The sequence below is a fragment of the Mucilaginibacter sp. genome (genome assembly GCF_041088075.1).
Classification (GTDB): Bacteria; Bacteroidota; Bacteroidia; order Sphingobacteriales; family Sphingobacteriaceae; genus Mucilaginibacter_A.
Genome location: NZ_JBGCVY010000058.1, coordinates 47390 through 70638 on the forward strand (window position 1 = coordinate 47390; position 23249 = coordinate 70638).

The 23249-nt window shown below is 41.3% G+C and carries 13 protein-coding genes; 3 read left to right on the plus strand and 10 right to left on the minus strand.

Features of this window, described 5'->3' with window-relative positions:
* Nucleotides 1–64: 64 nt before the first annotated feature.
* The 4 genes from V5804_RS14070 to V5804_RS14085 all read right to left on the minus strand — a co-directional run bounded on the left by V5804_RS14070 (nt 65) and on the right by V5804_RS14085 (nt 7828).
* Nucleotides 65–2449: an ABC transporter permease gene (locus V5804_RS14070; RefSeq protein ID WP_369592032.1), complete on the minus strand. Its 2385-nt coding sequence runs from the start codon at nt 2447–2449 to the stop codon at nt 65–67.
* Between the two features lie 100 nt (nt 2450–2549).
* Nucleotides 2550–4892 (minus strand): FtsX-like permease family protein, encoded by a 2343-nt coding sequence (locus V5804_RS14075; protein WP_369592033.1) that lies wholly within the window; start codon nt 4890–4892, stop codon nt 2550–2552.
* A 101-nt stretch (nt 4893–4993) separates the two neighbouring features.
* Nucleotides 4994–7414 carry an ABC transporter permease gene (locus V5804_RS14080; RefSeq protein WP_369592034.1) on the minus strand — a complete coding sequence of 807 codons (2421 nt, stop codon included), beginning with the start codon at nt 7412–7414 and terminating at the stop codon, nt 4994–4996.
* A 90-nt stretch (nt 7415–7504) separates the two neighbouring features.
* Nucleotides 7505–7828 (minus strand): hypothetical protein, encoded by a 324-nt coding sequence (locus V5804_RS14085; protein WP_369592035.1) that lies wholly within the window; start codon nt 7826–7828, stop codon nt 7505–7507.
* Between the two features lie 270 nt (nt 7829–8098).
* On the opposite strand from V5804_RS14085, the gene V5804_RS14090 reads away from it, so the two are divergent.
* Nucleotides 8099–8326 carry a hypothetical protein gene (locus V5804_RS14090; RefSeq protein WP_369592036.1) on the plus strand — a complete coding sequence of 76 codons (228 nt, stop codon included), beginning with the start codon at nt 8099–8101 and terminating at the stop codon, nt 8324–8326.
* A gap of 72 nt (nt 8327–8398) precedes the next feature.
* Here V5804_RS14090 and V5804_RS14095 read toward each other — a convergent pair whose 3' ends face one another.
* The 3 genes from V5804_RS14095 to V5804_RS14105 all read right to left on the minus strand — a co-directional run bounded on the left by V5804_RS14095 (nt 8399) and on the right by V5804_RS14105 (nt 14475).
* Nucleotides 8399–10798 (minus strand): ABC transporter permease, encoded by a 2400-nt coding sequence (locus tag V5804_RS14095; protein ID WP_369592037.1) that lies wholly within the window; start codon nt 10796–10798, stop codon nt 8399–8401.
* Between the two features lie 100 nt (nt 10799–10898).
* On the minus strand, nt 10899–13286 hold the full coding sequence (locus V5804_RS14100) for an ABC transporter permease (RefSeq protein ID WP_369592038.1): 2388 nt from the start codon (nt 13284–13286) through the stop codon (nt 10899–10901).
* A 154-nt stretch (nt 13287–13440) separates the two neighbouring features.
* Nucleotides 13441–14475: a hypothetical protein gene (locus V5804_RS14105; RefSeq protein WP_369592039.1), complete on the minus strand. Its 1035-nt coding sequence runs from the start codon at nt 14473–14475 to the stop codon at nt 13441–13443.
* Between the two features lie 413 nt (nt 14476–14888).
* Between V5804_RS14105 and V5804_RS14110 the strand changes: the two genes are divergently transcribed.
* Together V5804_RS14110 and V5804_RS14115 are read left to right on the plus strand one after the other, a co-directional pair.
* On the plus strand, nt 14889–15101 hold the full coding sequence (locus V5804_RS14110; protein ID WP_369592040.1) for a hypothetical protein: 213 nt from the start codon (nt 14889–14891) through the stop codon (nt 15099–15101).
* Nucleotides 15091–15501, plus strand: a complete 411-nt coding sequence (locus V5804_RS14115; protein ID WP_369592041.1) for a type II toxin-antitoxin system VapC family toxin — start codon at nt 15091–15093, stop codon at nt 15499–15501. Before V5804_RS14110 ends, V5804_RS14115 begins: the two co-directional genes overlap by 11 nt.
* Nucleotides 15502–15623: 122 nt before the next feature.
* Here the strand turns inward: V5804_RS14115 and V5804_RS14120 are convergent, their stop codons facing one another.
* The 3 genes from V5804_RS14120 to V5804_RS14130 form a co-directional block, all read right to left on the minus strand.
* On the minus strand, nt 15624–18056 hold the full coding sequence (locus tag V5804_RS14120; protein WP_369592042.1) for an ABC transporter permease: 2433 nt from the start codon (nt 18054–18056) through the stop codon (nt 15624–15626).
* A gap of 257 nt (nt 18057–18313) precedes the next feature.
* Nucleotides 18314–20695, minus strand: a complete 2382-nt coding sequence (locus V5804_RS14125) for an ABC transporter permease (protein ID WP_369592043.1) — start codon at nt 20693–20695, stop codon at nt 18314–18316.
* A gap of 114 nt (nt 20696–20809) precedes the next feature.
* Entirely contained in the window at nt 20810–23176 is a 2367-nt protein-coding gene (locus V5804_RS14130; protein ID WP_369592044.1) for an ABC transporter permease, read from the minus strand.
* Nucleotides 23177–23249: the final 73 nt, after the last annotated feature.

Sequence of the window (23249 nt, forward strand, 5' to 3'; positions counted from 1 at the left end):
CTTTATGGTTTTCTATATATCCGCCCTGCAAAGCCCTCTCCTTTGGAGAGGGTTGGGTGAGGCTCTATTCACTCCTCAAACTCTTCACCGGATTGGCCAATGCTGCTTTTACTGCTTGAAAACTGACGGTGGCTACGGCGATAACCAAAGCAATGCCTGCCGCAACAGCAAAAAGCCACCAGCTTAATTCTGTTCGGTACGCAAAACTTTGCAGCCATTTGCTCATCAATAGCAAACTTACAGGCGTTGCAATCATGGCGGCAACGGCAACCAGCAAGATGAAATTCCCGGAAAGTAACTGCACAATATCAACCGTGCTGGCACCTAATACTTTACGGATACCGATTTCTTTTACCCGTTGCCTTGCAAAAAGCGCAATCAAACCAAACATGCCCATGGCAGCAATAAAAAGGGTTATGGTGGCCACATAATTGGTTACTTTCAAAATACCGTTTAGCAAAGCATATTGTTGGTCGGCCAGATCGCTCATGTATTTATAAGAAAAAGAACGCCGCGGGTTCATCGCATCAAATTCTTTTTGAAGTTTTGTAAGGATGTTTGCTGCATGTTTCGGGTCAACCCTCAAACTTAAATAACTGTAGTTTACGCTTTGCTTGCCTGCATAACTATGGATAATTGGCTCGATACTTTCGCTCAACCTGCGGTAGTGGAAATCTTCCATCACACCAATTACATTGTCAACTTCGTTGCCGCCGCCTTTTGGTTTTAACTGTTTTCCGATGGCTGTTGTCCAGCCCAAAGCTTTCATGGCCGAACGGTTGATGATGACGTTGCTTTTTTCGTTGGTATCGGCAACGTTTTTAAAATTTCGTCCTTCCACCAACGGAATTTGGTAAGTATCAATCAAACCAGCATCGGTCGCAGCTTGTCGTAAACTCACTTCTTTGCCAGTGGCCGGATCAACGTATGTGTTATAATTTTGCTGATAAGTGGTTGGAATGGTGTAGCTGGTAGAAATATTTTTGACGTAAGGATTGTTCCGAAGATCATTCAAAACGGCATCAAAATGGGCAGTTGCTGCGGCAGGGTTTTTAAAAGCCAAATCAAGCGGAACAACCAAAACGTTTTCCTGGTTATAGCCGGGAGAAGCCTTTTTCATGAAGGACATTTGCCGGTTCAAAATCAGCGTAACACCAATAAAAATAATGGCGAGCGTAAATTGAAGTGTGATCAAAGCATTTCGGGTAATAAAGTTGCCGTTGTTGCCAGTCAGTTTTCCTTTTACCGTATCCGTTATTTTGATGGAAGTTAGATGTAAGGCCGGATAACTTCCCGCAATAATTACCACTAAAATCCCTGTAAACAAAATGATTAATGTCAGCGGGAAATCTTTAACCAGGTCAAAAGACAATTCCGAGAAATTGCTTTTTACCATCTGGTTGATTTGAGCCAGCAAAACAAAGCGGAACAACAGAAAAGCCAATAGCAGCGAGGTGAAAACAAGGATGGCATTTTCTACACAAAATTGCCACACAATCTGCATTTTGCTGCTGCCCACCATTTGTTTTACCGCTACTTCTTTTGCCCGGTTAAACATGGTGGCCATATTTAAATTGATGAGGTTGGCCACAATAATCAGCAGGATAAAAACAGCACTGCCGGTAGCGCCTTTGATGATTACACTAACGGTATCGCCAGATTCTGTTTTTACCAGGTCTTCAAAAGGCGCCAATTTAATGCGTTGGTTTTTATTTTCGGCAGTATAATTGGTTTTTACAATTTGATTGATTTGATACGTAAGGCGCTTTTTGTTGGCACCGGGTTTCAACAACAAATAGTTTTCGGCAAAAGTGTTGTACCAGTTGGCCATGCTTGTAAAACCGGGGTTGGTTTTTAATAAATTGATGCTGAGGATAACTGTTGGGCGAAGCGTTGCGTTAGCCGGAATAGGTTTTAAAACGCCGGTAACGGTTAGCTGCGTAGTATCATCAGCGGAAATGGTTTTTCCTACGGGATTGACTTTTCCAAACAGTTTTTCGGCAGTTTCGTGGCTCAAAACCACATCATATTTTCCGTTCAAAGCCGTTGCCGCGTTTCCTGATTCAAACGGAAAAGAAAAGACTTTAAAAAAGCCGGTTTCGCCATAAATGGTGTTGTCCTGAAATTCTTTGTCCTGATATTTTAGCCACGGCGAGTTGAAACTTTGCACGTGTGTTGCCGCTTCCACGTCGGGACAAACTTTTACAATTTCATCCAATAGTGGAAAAGGGGTTTGGATAATGCCATCACCCGATTTTGAATAGGTTTTTAAGTAAACCAATCGGTCCTGGTTTTTGAAAATACTGTTTGCCGTTAGGTATTCGTAAACCAACAGCGAAAGTACCATCACGCTGGCCAAGCCCAAGGTTAGGCCAACCAGGTTAATCAATGTAAAACTTGTGTTTTTTAACAAGTTCCGGTAGCCGGTTTTGAAATAGATTTTGATCATGATATTTAGTTTTTAGCTGATACTTCTTTTATCGATACTTTTTTGGTATGAGGTACGAGGCTTTGCGAATTGCTGATACTTCGTACCTTTCACCTCAAACCTACTCACTCCTCAAACTTTTAACCGGATTGGCTAATGCTGCTTTTATGCCGTTATAACTGATGGCAACTATGGCAATTACAGTTGCTGCCAAGGCTGCTATGGCAAACATCCACCAGGATAACTGGATGTGATAATCTATATATCCCAATACTTTCTGCATGGCTAAACCGGTAAGCGGGGCGGCAATGATAAAAGCAAGAAACACAGGTTTTAAAAAGTCTTTTGATAAAGTTAGCCACAGGCTGCCTGCACTCGCGCCAAGTACTTTGCGGATACTGATCTCTTTACTGCGGCGTTCGGCCAAAAAAGCCGACAAACCAAACAAACCAAGGCAGGAAATAAAAATAGCCATACCGCTGAAGAGGTTCGACATTTGCCTCAATGAATCGAATTCTTTAAAATTCTTTTGGTATTCTTCTTTGGTGAATTCAAATTCAAAAGGAAAATCAGGACTTGTCTTTTTTACCACTTTTTCAATTTGGGCTATACCTTCCCGCCATTTTTCATCATTGTTCAGGCGTACAAAAAAATGGTTCATATTACTTTTGCCTAAGTAAACAACCATTGGTTCGGGAGAGGCAAAAGGATGGTTAAAAACGAAATCTTTTATCACGCCAATAACTTTAGTGCTGCCTAATTTGGTTCCCACAACAGGTTCTTTAAGCCCCATTCTTTGTGCGGCGGCCTGATTTATTAAACAGGCAGCAGTATCTGTACCATAGGCAGGGTTAAAATCCCGTCCTGCTGCTAATTGAAAGCCTGCTGTTTTTACCCAATCGTACCCAACTTTGGTAGTGGTAATATAAAAATCCTGATCGGGCGTTTTTCCCGGCCAGTCCAGCCCGTTAAAAGCTCCGCCCATCCGTACCAGGTTGTCTGTGCCTGCCGATACGTTTTTTACCCCCGGAATTTGTAACAGTTCATTTTTTACGATGCTGAATTTTTTGGTGAGATCAGTGCTTGCATGGATGTCCATCAGGTTATCTGCATCGTAACCCACCGGCCTTTGCTGCAAATAATCAATTTGTTTAGAAATAACAATGGTAGCAATGATGAGGAAAATAGAAATGACAAACTGAAAGGTTACCAAACTTTTTCTGAACAAACTGCCGCCTTTGTCTCTGTTCATCATTTTTTTCAAAACCTGAATCGGTTTAAAACTACTCAGGTAAAATGCTGGGTAACTTCCTGCTACCAAACCCGTCGTAATCCCCAGTACAATGAGCAATAACCAAAGTTGCCAGTTGGCAAAATCGGGTGTAAAGTTTTTTCCGGAAAGTTGTAAAAACGCTGGCAATGCTAAAACAGCAAGTAAAATGCCCAGTAGCAAGGCAAGAAATGAAAGTACCAAGGCTTCGCCAAGAAATTGAATAATAATACGTTTACGGGAAGCTCCAAGTACCTTCCGTACGCCTACTTCGCGTGCACGTTGCTCCGATCGTGCTGTTGCCAGGTTCATAAAGTTGATGCAGGCAATCAGCAAAACAAAACCAGCTATGGTACTTAAAAGCATGATAATGTCTATTACGCCGCCGCTGGGTTTGCCGTTTTTAAATTGGTCATGCAGCCTCAAGGCAGAAAACGGATACGCAAATAAATCAATGTTTTTTTCAAGCTGTTTCCGAAGAAACAAGTCTTTTAGCTTCTTATTTAAATTGGTAAGTTTTACGTTGGGTTTAACTTGTATCCAGGTTTGAATCCGGCTATCGTCCCATTTTTTTAACCACTCGTTTTTACTTTCAAAAAGCATAAACGGAATGGCCATATCAAACTGGTTGGTACTGTTTTGCGGCACATCACGAATAACAGCCGCAATGTTTACGGCATCTGTATTATTAAGCATCAAAAGTTTGCCGATAACATCGGTTGTGCCGAATATTTTTTTGGCAGTAGTTTCTGTTAACACTACCGTATTTGGCTGTTTTAAAGCATTTACCGCGTTTCCTTTTAAGGCAGGAAAGGTCATTATTTTAAAAAAATCAGCATCGGTGTAAATAGAATTGGTGTAAATGGTTTTATCGCCATTCCGTATCAAATCACTTTGCTGGCAGGTACGGGCAGCATATTTTATTTCCGGTATTTCACTCAGTACACTTGTAGCTAACAGGCCCGGTGTTGTGTTACCGGTTTTAATATCCCCGTTCATGTTCTGGTTGCTCATCAGCAGATAAGTATCGGCCAGGTTAATATTAAATTTATCGTAACTGACTTCATTTACGATTTCCAACATAATGATGATGCCCGTAGCCAGCCCAACGGCCAAACCGCCAATGTTGATAATGGAAGAAACTTTGTTTTTTAACAAGTTCCGGAACGTTAACCTGAAATAATTTTTGATCATGATATTTAGTTTTTAGCTAATGCTTCTTTTATCGGTATATTTTTAGTACGAGGTATCAGGTTTCAGGCTTATGCAAATCGCTGGCACCTCTCACCCCAAACCTATTCACTCCTCAAACTTTTCACCGGATTGGCCAATGCTGCTTTTACCGCCTGAAAACTGACGGTTGCCACGGCAATCACCAAAGCAATCAGCGTAGCCAGGCCAAAAATCCACCAACTGATTTCAATGCGGTAAGCAAAACTTTGTAGCCAGTTGTGCATCACCCAATACGCCACTGGGAAGGCCAACACGCTGGCCAGCAAAACCAATTTGACGAAATCTTTGGAAAGCAGAATGACAATGCCGCTAATGCTGGAGCCTAAAACTTTGCGGATGCCAACTTCTTTGGTGCGTTGTACCATCGTCATCATGGCCATGGCCAGCAAACCGATGCAGGAAATGAGGATGGCAATAATGGCCGAACCGATAAAAATATTGGATAGCCGTTTTTCGCTTTGGTACTGGCGTTCGGTGTTTTCGTTCAGCCAGGAACCGTTGAATTCGGTGTTTGGAAAAATCTGGTGCCATTGCGATTTTAGGTGGCTAAAAGAAGCATTGAGGCTTACCGGTTTTAGCCGCACAAAAGCATATTCCAACCGGTTTCTTTCGTTTATGGCGATGGATAAAGGTTCCACTTCTTCGCGCAGCGAGTGGAAATTGTAATCTTTCACCACACCAACTACCTGCATCGGCGGTTTGTTGTCCTGATATGGCAGGTAAGTGCCGACCGGATTTTTACTGCCGATTTGCGCCGCCATTTTCTCATTAATAATAACTGCATTGCTATCTGTTGCAAAATCCCGCGAAAAATCCCGGCCGGCCAATAATTGGATACCAAGCGTTTTCAAATAATCATAATCAACTTGCAGTATATGGCTTTGCACTTCGTGCCCTTTATAATTAAATCCGGTAATGGAAGTCATGGTTGAGCCGTCATTTCCTAAACCTAAATTAATACGCGAGCCGGTAATGCTTTCAACTTCCGGCGAACCTTGTAATTTCTGCCTCAAAATATCCAGAGCATTGGTGCCAGCAAGGTTGCCCAACGGAATGCTAATCACTTCTGTGCGGTTATAGCCCAGCGGCCGGTTTTGCATGTACTGCATTTGCTGCCAGGTTACCAGCGTACAAATGATGAGCAAAGTAGAAAGCGCAAATTGGGTAATCAGCAAAACGTTGCGTACTTGGCCGGGCTTAGTCGTGTTTACCGTTCCTTTTAAAACCAAAACCGTTTTGTACCGAAGCATCAGCCAGGCCGGATAAAAGCCAGCGATTAGGGTGATCAAAAAGAAGGTGCTAAAAGAAGCAAGCAGCAAACCCGGCTGCAACAGCATGTTGAGGTGGATGTGGCTTTTAAAGTTCTGCGCAAACAGCGGCAAAATAAGCGACGAGATGAGCAAGCCAAAGCCAAAAGCAATCAAACAAACCAGGGCGGTTTCCGTCCAAAACTGGACAAGCAATTGCCATTTTCCGGCGCCCAAAGTTTTGCGCACGCCAACTTCGCGGGCACGGTTAAAAGCGCGGGCAATATTGAGGTTGATAAAATTGATGCAGGCAATCAGCAAAATAAAAATACCGATGGCCAGCAAAGCAATCACATAAACACGGGAAATCGGGCTGCCTTCCAATCCGCTCAGTTCATTATTAAAATGATTTTTTGCGAAAGGCGAAATATTTACCGTAAAAACGTTTCCGTTGGCATCCGGCTTTGCGCCGTCACGTTTGATATTGCTGATGTCTTCCTTAAAATGGTTTTTTGCGAAAGGGATTAAGCGTTTTTCAAAAGCAGTGGGATCTGTTCCCGCATTCAATTTTACATAAGTAGAATGGTTGCCTACGTCCCATTTATCCAAGTTTTGTTGATAGTTTCGGTAGTTTTCAAAGCGTATCAACACGTCAAAACCAATGCTGGAATTATCGGGGAAATCTTTGGCAACGCCACCAACTACAAAGCTTTGCGGCTGATTATAAAGTTTAAATTGCAGCGTTTTGCCGATTGGGTTTTCTTTTCCGAAAATCGCTTTGGCAACATATTCAGTTATTACAATATTGTGCAAATCGTGCAATGCTGTTTTTACCGACCCTTTTTCAAGCGGAAAAGTAAATATGTTAAGAAAATCTTCATCTACAAACCCAATAGACTCCATGATCTTTTTGCTTTTGTAACTGATCTCCGCACCTCCCTGGCCTAACCTCGAAATAAATTGCACATCCGGATATTCTGCCTTTAAAGCTGGCGTTAACGGTTCGGGCATTGCCGTGCCGCGTTCTATCCCTTTTGCCCGGTTTTGGGTGAGGTAAACCTGGTAAATATCCGGCAGGTTTTTGTGGAATTTATCGTACGAAAACTCGTAAACCACGGTTAAAAAAAGCAAAACGCAGCAGGCAACGGCTACGCTTAAACCGGCGATGTTGATCAGGTTGAATGTTTTGCCTTTTAACAGGTTGCGCCAGGCAATTTTAAGGTTGTTTTTGAACATAGGTTTGAGGGTTGGAGGTAAGAGGTTTGAGGTAAGAGGGACGGGCAGCAGCAATTGAATCACCTCAAACCCCGTACCTCATACCTAAATTTAATGATGTGCCGGTGGCGCTGGTGGCATTGACGGTACATGTGGGGCTGGCGGAGCAGTTGGTGGATGAACACCCAACGAATCGTTCACTCTTTTAAGCAAAGCATCTTTTTGCTGTTGGCTCATCTCGCTGACCAAAAAAGTATGGTCATATTTAACATCTTTTCCGGCTTTGCTGCTTTTGATCATGATGTGCAGCGTTTTGCCGTTATCGCTAACGGATTGTTTGGTATCGTCTGTTTTGTAAGTACTGGTTTTGGTTCGCGTTTGTGCCGATGCGCACAAAGAAAAGGTGGATAAAAGAAGTATCGCTAAGTTTTTCATAAAGATGGTTTTTACAGATGGTGTATCAAATTTGTGCCGTAAAGGCAGTTGGTTGATTGTTAAGGATTTACAATCTTTTACAAGGTTAAAGCCGTTCGGAAACGATACACTCGCTGTACTGTTGTGATACAAACTTTTAGGTGGTAAAAACAGTATGGCTGTTTTGTTTATTCAATAAAATCTTTTTAAGGTTTTCTGCTGATTTGATTATAACTATGCTGAAATTATCAGGGTTTTATTTTTGTAAATTTGAATTTATAATCTTTAAACATGGAACGGATTGTTATTGAAGTGGAAGACGCGACGGCGAAAAAATGGAAAGAAGTACCTTTCAAAGTTAAAAATGAGCTGGAGAAGAATTTCGAAAAACAAATCAACCTATTAACTGAAAACATCAAAAAAGCAGAATTCAAATCTTTGCTGGACAAAATAGGTGATGAAGCAGTAAAAAACGGGCTTACAGAAGAAATTTTGCAGCAATTGCTGAATGAAGAATAATTTTTTTGTGTTTGATACAAACATTCTAATCAGCAGTGTTGGTAGTTGCAAATTACTCAAACCTCAAACCTCTCACTCGCTCCTCAAGCTCTTCACCGGATTGGCCAATGCTGCTTTTACCGACTGAAAACTGATGGTGAGCAATGCAATTATGATGGCTAAGCTTCCGGCCAAAGCAAAAATCCACCAACTGATGGTAATGCGGTAGGCAAAATCCTGCAGCCATTTTTGCATGGCAAAATAAGCAAGCGGCGAAGCGATAATTAGTGCCAGCAAAACTAATTTTAAAAAATCTCTGGATAGCAGCGAGGTAATTTGGGTAACCGAAGCACCTAAAACTTTGCGAATTCCAATTTCTTTAGTGCGCTTTACAGTCATTAAAGAGATTAAACCTAACAGTCCCAGACAACTAATCAGGATTGCAGCCAAAGTGCCGGCAGTAATCAGTTTGCCGATCATTTCTTCTTTCTGATAAAACCCGGCCAATTGCTCATCCAAAAAATGATACTCAAAAACGTTTTGCGGATAAGTTTTTTGCCATTTCTGCTGAATGATATTGAGGGTTTCTGTTGGATGGTTTCCTGTAATTTTTACCGCAGCATACTCATACAAATCTGGCTTTGCTGAAATTAAGGCCGGTTCAATTCCGGTATATAAAGAGTGGACATTAAAATCTTTTACAACACCAATAATGATTCCGTTTTTTTCGCTAAAATCTTCAGCTGCCAACAAATGTCCTATCGCTTGTTCAGGGTTTTTAATGCCTAATTTTTGAAGCACTTGCTGGTTAACGATATAGGTATTTGTGGAATCTGCAGAAGTTAGATTACGGCCTGCAAGAATTTTTAAGCCAAACGTTTTTATATAATTTTCATCTCCAATTATACTGCGAACGGCAAATTTTGTCGAGGGCATATTATCATAACGGATCATTCCTCCTTTACCTGATGTAGATGCTGGTGCGCGATAACAAAAACTTACACTTTTTATGCCCGGATTATTAACAAGTTGATTGCGGAAATAAGAAAGTTTTGATGCGGAATGATCTGGGACGGGCATCATAATTATGGCATCTTTGTTAAAACCCAGATCAGTATCTTTCAGGAACTTCACTTGTAAAACAATAATTGTGGTACAAACAATCAAACTTTGAGCGATCACATTTTGAAAGATAACCAGCGCATTTCGTAATAACTTGGATGAATTATTGCTGTTGCCGATCCTGTTCTTCAGCGCATCAACCGGTTTAAAACTGCTTATTATTAATGCAGGATAAAAACCAGCTGCAAACACAATGATAATTAGCAGTCCGATCAAAAATAAAACAACTTGAAAGTTCACCGTTAACGACAATTGCAACCACTGATTTATGGTCGGTAAAAACAGTATGGTTAAAATTACTGCTGCAACGCCCGCAGTTAAAGTTACAAAAGCAGTTTCAATGATAAACTGCCAGAAAATTGCTTTCCGGCTGCTGCCTAAAACTTTCCGGGTGCCAATTTCTTTTGCCCTGGTTAGGCTTTGTGCCGTAGCCATGTTTACAAAATTAACACAGGCAATCAAGATCAGCGCAAACCCTATAATGGCCAAGATCAGCAATAATGGTTTAGAGATTTTTCCACCATAACGGCTGTTAAAATGAATATCTTCTAAAGGTTGTAAGCGGAAATGATAAGCATCACCAGCACTACCATAAATTTTCAATGCTTTTTTAATGATGACTTTAATGCTATTATTTACTGCTTTTTGATCGGACGCATTACGCAATTGTATAAAAACATTGTTTTTTGAAGAGATAAAACCGATGTCAGTCCAAAAGCTATCAGGTTCCGGGAACATGGTATGAACAGAAGAAATAGACAAGAACATGTTGGCTTGCACATCTGTGTTGGTTGGATTGTCCTGCAACACGCCGGTGATGGTAAAATTGTACTTGTTTTCTAACCTGATAATTTTACCAACCGCTTGCTCCGTATTAAAATATTTTTTAGCCAGGTTTAAAGTAATAACCGCGGTATAAGGATTAGTTAAAGCCGTACTTGGATTGCCTGAAACCCAATGGTAAGTAAACATTTTAAACCAGTTGTTATCCGTGAAAGCAACGTTTTCAAATTCATAAAAAAGGCTTTGTTTACCCTGGTTTTTTTGAGGTATGGAAATGGTAAAACTGCGCTTGCTTAGCAATGCCGTTTCGTTGGCGACTACAGGCAACTGGTTTAAGAGTTGGCCTAAAACATAAGGTGAGCCTTGGTCATACTCAATACTGCCGTCCGGAATATGCAAATCTGTTACTGTTCTAAAAATTCGTTTGGCGTTGGTGTGGTAACGATCAAAACTTAAATGGTAGGAGATAAACAGGAATAAAATGATTGTACAAGCGATACCGATTGCCAAACCAAACACATTGATACCAGAATAAAACTTTTGCTTGTAAAAGTTACGCCAGGCGATTTTGAGGTAGTTTTTAAACATGGTTTTAGTTTTTTAAATGATGCTTCTTTTATCGGTATATTTTTGGTGTGAGGTATGAGGCTTTGCAAATCGCTGATACCTCGTACCTCAAACTTCCAACCTATTCGCTCCTCAAACTCTTCACCGGATTGGCCAATGCTGCTTTTACCGATTGAAAGCTGATGGTGAGCAAGGCAATTACGATGGCTAAGCTTCCGGCCAAAGCAAACATCCACCATTTTATTTCGATGCGGTAGGCAAAATCCTGTAACCATTTTTGCATGGTAAAAAAAGCAATAGGCGAGGCGATAAGGATGGCCAGTATCACCAATACAACAAAATCTTTGGAAAGCAACGCGGTAATTTGAGAAACGGATGCACCTAATACTTTCCGGATCCCGATTTCTTTGGTGCGTTGTTCGGCGGAGAAAGTTGCCAGGCCGAAAAGTCCAAGACAGGCAATAAAAATGGTAAGGCCAATAAACAGGCTAAATATATTAGCTAACCGGTCTTCTGCCTTAAACATCGCATTAAAAGTTTCATCCACAAACTGGTACTCAAAGGGCGTTTCCTTATCGTATTGGTTATATACTTTTTTTATTTGGGTAACCAATTCAGGCAGGTTGGTTTTACGGGCAGTTTTAATAAGGAGATAACTTCCGAAGTTGCCTGCCTGCCCCCATAGCGTTGTTGTATCCGGAGCAATAAACAAGGCAAGTGCATCAATTTTAGCCTCAAGCGATTGGTAATTGAAATTTTTAACTACACCTATAACCTCGGATTGCCGGTTGACAAAATCTATTGTCTGGCCGATTGGGTTACCTTGTAAATGAAGTTTTCCAATTGCAGCTTCATTGATAATTACTTTGTTTGGCCGGGTCATTTCTGCTTCCGAAGAGGGCTGAATTTTCCACTTAATACCTAACGTCGGTATAAAATTTTTATCAACAAGAAAACTTGGAAGCCCAATATTGGATTTTGTAAAATATTCATCATACCCTTTATACATTGCATAGTGGGCCGTAGCTACTTCTTGTACACCTGCCAAATTTTGAATGTCTTTTTTTAACGCCTGGTAATGTTTGCCAATCGTTTTTTGTACGGGAATGGTTAATACATTTTCGCGGTTTACGCCTGTTTCGGTATGGCGCATATAATACAGTTGCCGGTCTATAACAATCCCGCAAATAATCAAAGCAACAGAAATTACAAATTGTAAAACCGTAAATGTTTTTCTTACCCAAACGCCGCCAGTTTTATTGCTCATCTTTCCACTTAAAGTGGCTACAGGCTTAAAAGCCGATAAGATGATGGCCGGATAACTGCCAGTGCCAATAATCGTGGCCAGCAAGAAGATGATCATCATACCATTTACGGTTGGACTATATATAAAACCAGTATCAATTTTTAATTGCAGCAGATTGAAGAACCAGTTGTGTGATAAATTAACCAGTATATAAGCCAGTACAAATGACAGGACGGCATATAAGGCAGATTCGATATAAAACTGAAGAGCAATCGTTTTACGACTGGCACCTGTTACTTTTCTTACGCCAACTTCTTTAGCCCGAAGTGTTGACCGTGCCGTTGAAAGGCTCATGTAATTAACCAAAGCCAAAAGCAAAACCAAAGCAGCAACAAAGGGAAATATCCGAATGTATTTTAAGTTTGCTGTATCATCAAAATTCATCTTTAAATGCAGGTCGGGTAAGGCTGTGAGCAAATATTTATCGCTTGATTCAGGGGAACTTTTTTTTGCGATTGTTTGCATTGTTTGCTCTACATGTGCAGCATCTGAAGGTTTTTTGAGTGTGAAATAAGTTGCAAAACCTCCGCCTTGTAATAGTTGAGACTGCATGAGGCCAGCTCCTTCGGGCATTTTATTTAAGCTGGAAACCGATGCAACAAAATTTGCACCCAAGTCAGTATTTGAAGGACTGTTTTCCATCACACCGGTAACCTGAAAGGTAAAAGTACTTCCGCCAAGTAAGTTCAATGTTTTTCCAACAGGGTTTTCATTTCCAAAATATTTTTGGGCGATGTCTTTAGAAATCACAACTTGAAAAGGTTGATTAAGCACTGCATTGTTCTTCCCGGATAATAATCTGAATGAAAAGAACTGAAAGAAATTAGCGTCTGCATAAAGGATGTTGCTTTCGGAAAAACGCAAATCTTCATTTTCAGGGTTTTGTACCGTAACAGCAGCATATTGTTTAAAAATACGCATACTTGAAGTAACCGAACCATCGCTTTTTTTGACTAACGGAGCAGTTGCAAAACTCATTTTTGGCATTTGTATGGTATCAGAACCCATCACAAATTTAGAATGGACAGAAAATATACGGCCAGCATTGGCATGGAAACGATCAAAACTATACTCGTGTGCCACGTAAAGCATAATCAACATGCAGATGGCAAGCCCGAGCGCAAGTCCACTGATATTGATAAAGCTATATAGTTTATTCCGCCACAAATTACGGATAGCCGTTTTAAAATAATTCCTAATCATGTTTTTCGTTTTTTAGCCTAATGCTTCTTTTATCGGTACTTTTTTAGTGAGAGGTTTTTTTAGGTTCGAGGTAAGAGGTATGAGGGCTTTGCCATTCACTGATACCTCATACCTCCAACCTCATACCTGATAGCTCATACCCCACACCTCAACCCTACATCGTCAAATTAATCCCGCCGATACTCGTTTTAACCGTAACCGGGATGCCGCCGCCGTTCAATTTGCCCACCATGCGGCTGTCGTCTTTTTCGCCGTTAAAGTTGCTGGTTACGTTGGTACTGATGCGGTTGCCGTGCAAGTCCAAATCCAAGCCTTTGCCGCTAGGTATTTGCAAATCAACATGGCCAACGCTGCCGTTAATTTTGATGTATTTGCCCAAGCTTTCCATCTGCACATGTGTGCTGCCCGCGCTGGTCGAAGTTTCCAAACTACAGGCCATCGCCGTTAAATTAATGCTGCCGCCCGAAGTCCCGGTAACCAGTTCGCCCGAAATATGGTCGCCACTGATGCCGCCACCGCTCGTCCTGGCGTTGATGGTTCCGTTTAAGTTGGCCAAACGCAAAGCACCGCCCGAAGTACTCAGCGTAATCATACCCTCACAATTTTCGGCATTAATACTGCCTCCGCTGGTGCGCAACTCGATGTTACTTTTAGAATTGGTTACGCTGATGGAACCGCCGGAAGTATGCCCTTTTATAATACCGTTCAACCGGTCAATAGTCAAACTGCCGCCGCTGGTTGTAAAATTTTGTTCGCCGTTCAGGTTGCTTAGGTTGATGCTTCCGCCGCTGGTGGTTAAATTGGTTGATACTTCTTTTGGCACATAAATTTTAAAGGAAATGCTCAAGGATTTTTTCCAGTTGAAATTGTTTTTGGCTTTTGCTGTCGCTTGCAGTTCGTTTCCGTTTAAAGAAACATCCAAGTCGTAATTTTTCAGGCGTTCCGTCAGTTCTTCTTTCGATACGTTTTCATTGTTGTTATTCGCGTTAACATAAACTTCCACATGCGCATTGGCTGCGCTTCCGCCGCTCACCGTAATGCTGCCGCCGGAAGTTTTCACGTTCACGTTTTTAATCGCTGCGTTGGCAAACGACTTGTTTAAATAAGGCTGCTGGTTGTTGTTTTGTGCCGAAGTTGCCAAAGCCTGGCCAAGCAGGAACAGCATAAAAGTAGTTTTAAAAGTTTTCATAACGATATTTGGTTTTAGGGGATTAGGGGCCACCTTTTTCCCCTCCCAAAAAATGGGAGAGGATTTCAGGCTTCATTTAACATTAACATTTAACTCAGAACAACAGTACTCCTACTGCAGGTTAATCTGTACATCAGTTGTACCAAAGTTGTAACTAATTGATTATAAAAGAAGTAGTATTCTGGATTTTGTGCCGATGTCCGCTTTCGTTACAAAGACTGTTCGGTTATGGGCAAGGTTGAGGTGCGAGGATCGGGAACTTTGCAATCGCTCGTACCTCAAACCTAGTACCTCTTGCCCCAAACCCAATGCTTCTTTTACCGGTGTTTTTTCATTCCCGTTTAAATACCAAATTACTTGTACATCTATTTATTTGTATATTTAACCCTGATTCATTCTTTACTAAATTTATTATGAATACAATCACAATCAGAAAAAAATTAGAATCTGCCACAATCAAATTGGGTAAAGAAGCAGAAGCTTTGGTAGGCAAAAATGTGGAAATTATTATCCGAGAAGTAACCGATAAAAAACCAACTGAAAGAAAATGGACAACGATTGGAAGTGTATCTATCGGTACGGAGTCGGATAAAATAAATATTCGGGATTTTGCTTATGAAGACTAACCTCCTTATTGATACCAATGTGCTGATTTACACATTGAATAAGGATTCTGTTTATCATCAGGTTGCGGATGATTTATTGCTTAACCCCAATTATAATCTATTTGTTACAACTAAAAATATTAGCGAGTTTTTTGCTGTAGCATCTAAACTTAAGATTGCATTGTCATCCTGCTTAAGTTTTTATGCTGAAGTAAAATTAAATTTTACGATTTTGTTCCCGTCAATAACAAGTTTGCTAATCTTTGAAAAACTGGTACAACAATACCAGCCTAAAGGAAACCTTGTATTTGATTTGGAAATTGTTTCTATCATGCTTGATAACGGTATTGATCAAATTGCCACTTTCAACCAAAAAGATTTTGTCAATATAAAAGAAGTACATGTACTCGAACTTCCGTAGTGAACATTGCAAATCCCTCAAACCCAATGCTTCTTTTATCGGTGTTTTTTTGGTGAGAGGTTTGAGGTACGGCGTATGAGAACTTTGCAAGGTGCTGATGCCTCATACCTCTCACCCCAAACCTATTCGCTCCTCAAACTCTTCACCGGATTAGCCAATGCTGCTTTTACCGCTTGAAAACTTACCGTTGCCAAAGCGATGAAAAGGGCGATAGCGGCCGCAATGGCGAAAACCCACCAACTGATATTAGTGCGGTAAGCAAAGCTTTGCAGCCATTTGTTCATGGCAAACCAGGCAATTGGCGCGGCAATCAAAATGGCGATAAAAACAAGTTTGATAAAATCTTTAGAGAGCAGGGCGGTAACATTTGTTACGGTTGCGCCTAAAACTTTTCTAATACCTATTTCTTTGGTGCGTTGTTCGGCGGCGTAGGTAATCAACCCAAATAATCCAAGACAAGCAATCAAAATTGCAAAAAAGGCAAAAGAAATAAAGAGTTTTCCGGTGCGTTGCTCGGACTGGTAAAGATGGTCGAAATCCTCATCCATAAACGAATAAATAAATGGCTGGCTTTGCATTTCTTTAACCACGCCGTGATATTTGGTTTCTATTTGTGCGATAACCTGCGGCATGTTATTGCTTTTGATTCGAAATATAAATTTGTCAGCATATTTAGAAAGCCGGAGCACAATTGGCAAAGTTTTATTGCGTAAAGAACCGGTATTAAAATCTTTTACAACACCGATAATCTGACGTGCGTTTGTGGTGTTGTCCTGATTAGCATCGTACAATTTTTGCTGTACAGGATTTTTGAAACCCAAAAGGCGTGCAGCGGTTTCGTTGATAATCAAAGCATTAGAATCTGTTGGCATTTGGGCAGAAAAGTTTCGGCCGGCTGCAATTTGCATACCTAAACTCGAAATATAATCTGCATCAACAGACCAATCAGCAAGAGTTACAGATTCTGCCGCACTCATGGAAGCATCTTTCGAAAAAGCATTCTGGTTAAAATTTTGTTCGCTTGAAGTGGGTAAAGCACTGGCTCGCGCGCCAGAAGTTACGCCGGGAATTTGCAAAACTTCGTTCTTAAAAGTCTGTGCATAATTGCCAAGCGAATAGGCGTTCTTCAAAACCAAAACCTGGTCGCGGTTATAACCTAAGTTTTTGTTGCGGATATAATTAAGCTGATTGTAGATAACCAATGTACCGATGATCAAAATAATGGCGGTAGAAAACTGAAAAACAACCAGCGTATTACGCAGCCAGCTTCCTTTAAAACCGGTGGACATTTTGCCTTTTAAAACTGCAATTGGCTGAAAGGCGGACAAGAAAAACGCAGGATAAAGTCCGGCCAGAATGCCGATAAAAACCGTAATCAGCAGGAGCGCAGGAAGCGTCCAAACAGAAGAAAAAAGACTTAAACCCGTTTCTTTTCCGGCAAGCTGATTAAAGTAGGGTAAAAACAGCATCGCGATAAACAAGGCAATTACCATCGCCAGCAAACTGGTCAACACGGATTCGGTGAGAAACTGAGCAATTAGTGTTGATTTATCAGAACCTAAAACTTTTCGCACACCAACTTCTTTTGAACGGCCGGCTGAACGCGCGGTAGAAAGGTTCATAAAATTTACGCAAGCCAGCAGCAGGATAAAAACGGCAATCACAATAAAAATATAAACATATTGGATATTGCCGGAAGGTTCCGTTTCGTTCGTTAAATCCGAAAATAAATGGATGCGTGTTAACGGTATTGTTTGGTAGCGCAGGAAATCACCCTTTTTTGCCAGGTCGCTAAAGCTGCTGTGAAAAAGCGTTTGCACTTGTGGTTCTGCATATTTTTTTGCTGCTTCCTTTAAATAATTATCAACCGATTGCTGACTGGTGCCCGGACGAACAAGCAGATAAGTAACAAAGCTATTGTTTAGCCAAACCGCATTATTGGCAAATTCATTGCCAACCAACGATTTTATAAATTTAAAATGCAGGTGGGAAGCAGCAGGCATATCTTTAAATACGCCTGTAATTTTGTAAAAGGTGGTATTATCAACTTTTAAAGTTTTGCCGATAACATCCATCGTATTAAAATATTTTTTGGCGATAGCTGCCGAAATCACCATTGTTTTTGGCTGAGTTAACGCAGTTTTCGGATCGCCGGCAATCATCGGCAGCGTAAAAACATCAAATAAATTTTGATCGGCAGAAAAAGAATTGGGTTCGACTACGGTTTCTTCGCCTTTTGTAACCAGCATATCGTCATCAGCGCCTAATCGAACCGCTTGTTCAATCTGCGGATAATCTTTTACCAAAGCAGCAGCCATAGGAGCAGGCGTAACGCGCTGTTTAAAATCGCTGCCATTAAGGTGGATGTAAGTGTTTACGCGGTAAATGCGGTCGGCTTTTTTGTTGTAGCGGTCGTAGCTTAATTCATCAATTACGAACAAAGTAATCAGCAGGCAAATCGCCAAACCAATAGCCAGTCCGAAAATATTGATGGCCGAATAGCCTTTGCTTTTCCAAAGGTTCCTGAAAGCGATTTTAAAATGGTTTTTGATCATGGTTGTAGTGCTTTTAAAGTTCAATATTTTGGTGTGAGGTTTGAGGTGCGAGGACTTTGCAAGTTGATCTGACCTCAAACCCGATGCTTCTTTTATAGGTATATTTTTGGTGCAGAGATGCGGAGAGCGAGGTTCGAGGAATTGCAAGTTGCTCTTACCTTAAACCTGATGCTTCTTTTATCGGTGTTTTTTTGGTGAGAGGTATCAGGTACGAGGCATGAGGGCTTGCAAGACGCTCATACCTCAAACCTCAAAACCTATTCACTCCTCAAACTCTCCACCGGGTTGGCCAATGCTGCTTTTACCGCTTGAAAACTGATGGTGGCAATCGCAATTAGACAGGCCGCAGTTCCCGCAATCAAAAAAATCCAAAAGCTGATTTCGATGCGGTACTGGTAAGCTTGCAGCCATTGGTGCATCGCCCACCAGGCAATAGGGAAAGACAGGAGACAAGATAAACCAACGAGTTTTAAAAAATCAAACGACAACAAGCCGGCAATGCTGCCTACACTTGCGCCTAAAACTTTTCGTACGCCAATTTCCTTTGTCCGGCGTTCTGCGGTGTAGGCGGCTAACCCAAATAAACCGAGACAAGAAATGATGATGGCAAGCGATGCAAAAACGCGCGATAATTTGCTGATCAGTGTTTCGCTGATAAATAGCTGGTTAAACTGGTCGTCCACAAATTTGTAGTTGAAAGGATAAGCAGGATTATTTTTCCTGATAATTGTTTCAACCTTAGCCAAAGCTTGCTCCATATTAGTGTTGTGTTTTATCCGCAGGTACATTTTGTTTAAACGATTTAGCGGTGTGGCCAAAAACAGTACCGGATCTGGCGTACCATACATGTTGCCGTAAACGTAATCGTTGGTTACGCCAATTACCGTCATCTTTGTCCCGCTGGTATCGCCCGAACTCCAAATGGCTTTACCCACGGCACTTTCATTCCCCATCAATTTTTCCATCGTTCGGGTGATGATGACGTTTACATTTTTAGATTTTAAGGAATCTGTCGGAACAAAATCACGGCCTTCCAACAGTTTGATGCCAGACGTGCTGATATATTCGGGCGAAATCTTTCTAAAAGAAACCAAAACTTTTGAGCCGGCCGACTTCCCCTGCCAGGTTAAATTCCCCGTATTTGTACCGCCGTAAAGTGTGGGATGGTTTGATAAAGCAACGTTGCTAACCACGCCGCTTTGCAGCAAATCCTGCTTTAACGGATTGTAATATTTGCTGGCATCGCCCTGCGCATCTGTTTCGATCAAGTTGTTTTTATCAAAACCTAAAACCCTGTTTTTTACGTGTTGTATTTGTTGGTAAATGATAATGGTACTGATAATAAGCACAATGGAAACCGTAAATTGCAGGACCACCAAACTTTTACGGATAAAAGAAGCATTGCCGTCTTTCAGCTTTGCGCCTTTTAAAACCGAAACCGGACTAAAAGAAGACAAATAAAACGAAGGATAACTTCCGGCCACCAAACCACAGATGGTAGCAATCAACAATAAAACCGCCAAATGCGAAGGCTGTGTAAAACCCAACGAAAGCTGTTTTTGCACTAAGTTATTAAACGCGGGCAACGTGATCGCCAATAAAACAACGGCAACAACCGCCGCTAATAATGCCATCAGCAAGGCTTCGCCAATAAACTGGAAAACAAGGCTTTGCTTGCCTGCGCCAAGTACTTTCCGCACGCCAACTTCCCGTGCACGTTTTTCGCTGCGCGCGGTAGAAAGGTTCATAAAATTGATACAGGCAATCAGCAAAATTATCCAGGCGATTATGGAAAAAAGGTGGACGTATTGGATTTGTCCGCCGCCGGTTGCCTTGCCGTTTTCAAATTCATCGTACAAATGCCACTGGCTCATGTTCCACAAAAACGGACGGGAAACAGACTGTGGCGCGTGCTGCCGAATAAAACCAAGTAATTGTTTATTTACTGCGGAAAGGTTTGCTTTAGGTTTTAATTCAACATAAGTGCTCAACCAGTTTGATCCCCAACGCTTCGAATTTAGATCTTCATCAAACACAATTTTAAAAGGCGCAACATATTCAAATTGGAGGGTGGAATTGGTTGGAATGTCTTTTAAAACACCCGAAACAATGTAATCCTGTTTGTTGTCTACGCGGATAGTTTTGCCGACTACGTTTCTGGCGTTACCAAAAAACTTCTTCGCCGTTTTTTCTGTGATAACCAATGAAAAAGGTTGGCTAAAAGCAGTATGTGCATTGCCTTGCACAAAAGGCAAAGCAAACATGCTAAACAAAGCAGGGTCGGCATAAATACCACCGGCATATATGGTTTTATTGCCGATAGCAAAAAGCGTGGCATCCATATCGTAAATGCGGCAGGTATTGGCAACGCCGGGAATATCGGCCAGCATTTGCGGTGCTAAAAGGGCTGGCGTAGAACCTGTGGTTGCGGTGTAAGAATCGTACTTTTCATTAACCCGCACAAAGAACAGGTTGTCTTTTTTCAGGTTGAATTTATCCCAATTCACTTCATCTTCTACCCAAAGAAAAATAAGTGCGGCACAAGTAATACCGATAGCCAACCCAAAAATATTGAGCAAACTAAAACCCTTGTTGGTTTTGAAACTGCGCGCGGCAGATTTTAAATAGTTCCAAATCATAATTTAAATTTTTATAGGTGATGCTTCTTTTATCGGTGTTTTTTTGGTGAGAGGTTTGAGGTACGAAGACTTTGCAAGATGCCCTTGCCTGATACCTCTCACCTCAAACCTTCCTCATTCACTCCTCAAACTCTTCACCGGGTTGGCCAATGCTGCTTTTACCGACTGAAAACTGATGGTGGCCAAAGCAATCAACATGGCTCCGGCACCGGCCAACACAAAAAACCATACGCTGATACTGATTTTATAGGTATAACTTTCTAACCATTTGTGCATGGCCCACCAGGCAACCGGCGATGCAATTACGATGGAGACCAGCACCAACTTTAAAAAATCTTTAGAAAGCAGGGTTGTGATGTTGGCCACAGAAGCACCTAAAACTTTGCGCACGCCAATTTCTTTAAGCCGGTTTTCGGCCATGTAGGTAGCCAAGCCAAACAAGCCTAAGCAGGAAATAAAGATGGTTAAGCCGGCAAACAAACCAGCCAACGCGCTTATACGTTGCTCGTCCTGAAACTTTTTGGCATATTCTTCATCCACAAACTTATATTCAAAAGGATATTGCGGGTTATTTTGCTTAAATATTTGTTCAATCTTGGCTAAATCTTCTGCAACTGGTTTTGCCGGGTTAAGCTTAATATGCATCACACTAAAGAAAGAACCCGGCCCAAAAACCATCAACTGATGTACATTTTCGTAAGGAGATTCGAAAATGAAATCCTTAACAACGCCAATTACATGCCAATCGTCGCGGCCGTTGCCCTTTATCGTTTGGCCTATCGGGTTTTTTAAGTGCATTACTTTTACGGCGGCTTCATTCAGCAAAACAGCAGTTGAATCGGAAGGGTAATTTTTGATGTCAATGTCCCGTCCCTGCAAAAGTTTTACCCCCATTGTTTTTACAAAATCAGCTTCAGAGGATTGCCTGATGAAATCTATTTTTTGATCCTGTTCTGTATTTCCTGACCAGGAATAGCCCCAGCCGTCGCTGTTCCGTTGTGTAATCGGACTCATAGATTTGGTTACAGCCGTAGCTGCTCCTGAAGAAACCAACTCGCTTTTAATCAGGTCATAATGTTTTCCTATATCACCTTGAAGATTCATATAAATCAGGTTGTCTTTTGAATAACCTGTTTCTCTCAATTGCGCATATTTAATTTGGCGGACCACAACAATGGTACAAATGATGAGCGCAATGGCAAACGTGAATTGTATCACCACCAAAACCTTGCGTGGCGTAACCAAAGCATTGGCCGCTTTAAAAGTGCCTTTTAATACTTTTACCGGTTTAAAAGAAGACAAATAAAGGGCAGGATAACTACCGGCCAGCAAGCCGGTAAACAAAATAAAGGTAATGGCAAACAGCCAGTAAAAAGGGTTGGAGAAAGGAATGAACAATGTTTTATCCACCAAATGGTTAAAGCTGGGAAGGCTTAGTTCAACGATCAAAATTGCAATAATTCCGGCAAGAAAAGCCAACAGAATACTTTCGCCAATAAATTGGGCGATTAGAGAGCTTTTTGGCGCACCAACCACTTTGCGGATGCCAACTTCCTTAGCCCGCTTTTCGCTGCGTGCCGTGCTTAAATTCATAAAATTGATACAGGCAATCAGTAAGATAAAGGCAGCAATGATTCCGAACAATTTCACCCTTTCTATCCGTCCGCCTACGTATCCTCCGTTCTCGGATTTATTATTCAAGTAAGCGTCGCTAAACAGTTGGGTAAATACCTGCGCACTTACTTTATAAGCATCTTTGTTATGGCTAATGCTGATGTTTTTGATTTTTGCATCAAAACTTGCTTGTGTAACGCCGGGCTTTAACAGGATAAAGGTGGTAATAGAGTTATTGCTCCAGCTATTGTCATCCCCACCAATTTTTGTTAAGTACGACCACGGCAATAGGTATTCAAAATCAAAAGCTGTATTGTTGGGCAAATCTTTTAGCACGCCGGTAACGGTAAAAATATCGGTACTGTCTATCTTGACGGTTTTGCCCATGGCATCCTCGTTACCAAACAATTTTTTTGCTGTTTTTTGGGTAAGTACAATATTGTATTTGCCATTTAAAGCTTTGGGATTGCCTTCTGATAGCGGAAAACTAAATACATTAAAAAAGCCAGGATCAGTAAAATAACCTGACAAATTGAGGTGTTTATCACCAACGGTAAACAAAAAAGGCGCATTGGTTATGCGCACAGCATCTTCTACTTCGGGATATTCCTGTTTTAAGGTCCCGGCCAATGGTTTCGCTGTAATGCTATAGGCCAATGTTTCACCATTAATCTTATCGCGGTTGTTTGCTGTATACAATCGGTCTTTTTTCTCATGAAACCGGTCGTGGCTCATCTCATTTTGTATCCATAACAAAATCAGGATCGCGCTGGCCATGCCCATTGCCAAACCCAAAATGTTGATGGTAGAAAAGCCTTTGTTTCGCAATAGATTACGCAGGGCAATTTTGAAATAGTTTTTAAACATAATATTTGGTTTTATAACTGATGCTTCTTTTATCGGTATATTTTTGGTGAGAGGTTTGAGGTACGGGGTATGA